Source organism: Lachnoanaerobaculum saburreum DSM 3986, from assembly GCF_000185385.1.
Lineage (GTDB): Bacteria > Bacillota > Clostridia > Lachnospirales > Lachnospiraceae > Lachnoanaerobaculum > Lachnoanaerobaculum saburreum.
Window position 1 is genome coordinate 2283105 of sequence record NZ_GL622296.1, and the last position, 2991, is coordinate 2286095.

Consider the following 2991-nt stretch of genomic DNA (forward strand, 5'->3'; position numbering starts at 1 on the left):
TTGTTATATAATAAACCTTAGGAGGAACTCATCATGTCAAGTAAAAGAAACCATCACTCAAAGCAATTTAAGCTGGATGCTATAAACTATCGAAATGAACATCCGGATCTTACTCAAGTTGAATGTGCCAAGAATCTTGGTATTGGTGTTAGTACACTTGCCAAATGGGAAAGTCAATTTCGTAATAATGATGGTGACATTCCCATTTGTGGCTCAGGTAACTATCAATCTGATGATGCCAAAGAAATAGCTCGCCTTAAACGTGAGCTTCGTGATGCGCAGGATGCTCTTGATGTACTAAAAAAAGCCATAAGCATTCTGGGGAAAAGTTAACTATTGCTATCTATACAGAGGTTTCTGCAAAGGTAGAGGCAGCTAAAGTAAATGGGCACCGTGTCTCTACTTCCGGAATGCTTAAATTTTTGGGTGTATCTCGATCCGGATATCGTTCTTTTCTTAATAGAAAAATATCTTCTGCTATTCAGAGGAAGGAAGCTATTAAGAAGAATATCCGACTTATTTATGATGCTTCAAAACAAAACTATGGTGCTCCTAAAATAACCAAAGAACTTCGTAAGTCAGGTGAAACTATTACTGAGCGCACTGTAGGCAAATATATGCGTGAAATGGGTATTAAAGCCCAATGGATTAAGCCTTTTACTACCACTACCAGAGACTCTGATTTCAGTACTGAACTTACAAACATACTTGATGAACAATTACTCTTCTACTCAAAATATTTATCTACCAATTTTTGTAGTTTCCCTTCTTTAGCCGCAGGGATGGTATCTTCTAGAACAAAGTTCTTTCTACTAATATCTCGAGAAAGATTTCCAAAGATAAAATTAGTGGAAATATTATAGATAAATGGTGAAGGCACAAATCCACAAACTTGATTTTCTAGGATACGTTTTAAACGTTCTTCAAAATTTGGAAATGTATTTTTCAGACATTTGCTATTATATAATCGCTTAACGAGTTCTGCGATATAGAAGCCTGATTTCATGTACAAATCAATAAACGTCTTAGATGGATTATAAAAAAATCCTGGGTTATCTTTTTCAAAATCATCCACCATCCTCTTCACCACTCGTTTAAGAGTGAAGATCTCGTTGGTATCATTGTATATATCTGTTACTTAAGTGGTGATACATAATCATCTGGAAGTTTGTCTCTCCAGTCAATCCACATTTGCTCAGCAATTGGAATTAATCTTTCAAGCTCTTCCTGAGTAAATAACTCTGTAGTTTCAGGTAAATCAATTAATGATGTAGGACTCTCTTCTATGAATCGTTTCTCACTAGCTTTCTTTCCTTCTTCCGTCGGTGGCCAACGATCAGTCTGAAGCTTATTTAATACTTCTAACTCCGTTCTTTCCCCACTCTCTATTAATGCAAATGACTCATTTGGTAATTCATAAACCACACGCTGAGGGGCAATTCCTCCCTCCTCGGTAACGTAATAAAGATGATTACCATCTCTCCAGATATGCTGACCGTAACCTTTTACTTCTTCGAACTGGATAACATCTTCCCAGCCTAGTTTTGTTGGTTTCATTTCAAACCTCTTTTACTTAAGTGGTGATACATAATAATCTGGAAGTTCTCCTTCAGATTCAATCCACAGCTTCTCAGCAATCGGAATCAACTCTTCAAGTTCTTCCTTAGAAAAAAGTTTCCTATTTTTAGGGACATCTATCAAAGAAGCTGGATGTTTACTTATAAATTTTCTTCTAGATTCTCTTCTCTCTTCTTCCGTTGGTGGCCAACGATCGTTCTCCGCTTTAAAATCAATTTCACGTGCCGTTCTCCTACCTAATAAATATTCGTTAAAATCAGAAGGATTAATCTCAAAGATACGACGAACTGAAGCTACTCCAAACTCACCAAAAGTGTAGTATTTTCCTTCATGTGTTCGAAAATCATATCCTTTTGGTGATTCAATCTTTTCAAAGGTATCAAACTCCTCCCAAGTTATTTTAGTTAAACTCATTTTAATTGCCTCCTAATTTTCTAATTGTAAATTCTCCCCATGGAACTTTCAAATTGTTAATTGAATCATAAGGGATATCTATTGCCACAGGTTTACTTAGAATATATAGAGTTCAACATAATTATATAAAGTCCAATCGAATAGTTTGATCGCTCTCCATTTTTTTAGCCATGTTAATAATATTGTCTATTTCTCTTGGAGTTATCGGAAGATTTTCATGAGGGGGTTCCCAATGTGTCATACTATCTTTATAAACAACAAATTTTTCATTAATCAACAATTCTCCTTGTGCTTTTAAGAGGAAACCATTCTCTAAATCAAAAGTAATTGTTGATCTTGTTCCTGTAATTTTCATTTCTACCTCTCGAATATAATTTTTTCTACCCCTGTTTTAGGATCTATTGTTGTAATCTTAGTAACATTTGGATTGGCCTTCAATCTTGGTAATTCGATATTTTCCCAAATATTTCCTGGTCTTAGTTCGCTACCAACTACAGCTCTTATTTCACCAGATACTTGCTCTGCGTAAACATTCGAAGCTTCCTCCCAAGCTGTTACACTTGAAGGAGCATTAAAATCCCATTCAGGCATTACAATATTCGTATCATCAATCGTAGATTCTAATGTAACTCCTCCTTTATTTTTTGCTATTTTTTTCGCAACATCCATTCCTCCAATACCATCTGTTCGTCCTGACCAGAAAAAAGCTGTATCTGGATCAGTTTTCAAGCGACCTCTTATTAACTCAACATCAAAATCAGTTTGGGTAAAATCTATTTTTGAATATTGATTCGAAGAAATAGGTAACTCTATAGTCGGATTCTTTGGTCCAGGTATATCTATAGGCGGCTTATTCGGTTCTGGTATTTCTATAGGCGACTTATTCGGTTCTGGTATTTCTATAGGCAGCTTATTCGGCTCAGGTACTTCTATAGGCAGCTTATTCGGCTCAGGTACTTCTATAGGCGGCTTATTCGGTTCAGGCACTTCTATAGGCGA

The 2991-nt window shown here is 35.9% G+C and carries 5 protein-coding genes and 2 pseudogenes; 2 read left to right on the top strand and 5 right to left on the bottom strand.

Annotated elements, in window-relative coordinates:
- The first annotated feature begins 33 nt into the window (after nt 1-33).
- Nucleotides 34-333 carry a transposase gene (locus tag HMPREF0381_RS10440; RefSeq protein WP_008751947.1) on the top strand — a complete coding sequence of 100 codons (300 nt, stop codon included), beginning with the start codon at nt 34-36 and terminating at the stop codon, nt 331-333.
- 77 nt (nt 334-410) lie between these two features.
- Nucleotides 411-644, top strand: a pseudogene (locus HMPREF0381_RS15925) (IS3 family transposase); the annotation flags it as partial.
- A gap of 83 nt (nt 645-727) precedes the next feature.
- On the opposite strand, the gene HMPREF0381_RS14875 reads toward HMPREF0381_RS15925, so the two are convergent.
- The 5 genes and pseudogenes from HMPREF0381_RS14875 to HMPREF0381_RS15190 all read right to left on the bottom strand — a co-directional run.
- Nucleotides 728-1075 (bottom strand): hypothetical protein, encoded by a 348-nt coding sequence (locus HMPREF0381_RS14875; RefSeq protein WP_156431765.1) that lies wholly within the window; start codon nt 1073-1075, stop codon nt 728-730.
- 59 nt (nt 1076-1134) lie between these two features.
- On the bottom strand, nt 1135-1557 hold the full coding sequence (locus HMPREF0381_RS10450; RefSeq protein WP_008751949.1) for a hypothetical protein: 423 nt from the start codon (nt 1555-1557) through the stop codon (nt 1135-1137).
- Nucleotides 1558-1569: 12 nt separating this feature from the next.
- Nucleotides 1570-1992: a hypothetical protein gene (locus HMPREF0381_RS10455; protein WP_008751950.1), complete on the bottom strand. Its 423-nt coding sequence runs from the start codon at nt 1990-1992 to the stop codon at nt 1570-1572.
- A gap of 121 nt (nt 1993-2113) precedes the next feature.
- Nucleotides 2114-2347: an Imm74 family immunity protein gene (locus HMPREF0381_RS10460; protein ID WP_008751951.1), complete on the bottom strand. Its 234-nt coding sequence runs from the start codon at nt 2345-2347 to the stop codon at nt 2114-2116.
- Between the two features lie 2 nt (nt 2348-2349).
- Nucleotides 2350-2991 (bottom strand): annotated as a pseudogene (locus HMPREF0381_RS15190) (hypothetical protein); the annotation flags it as partial.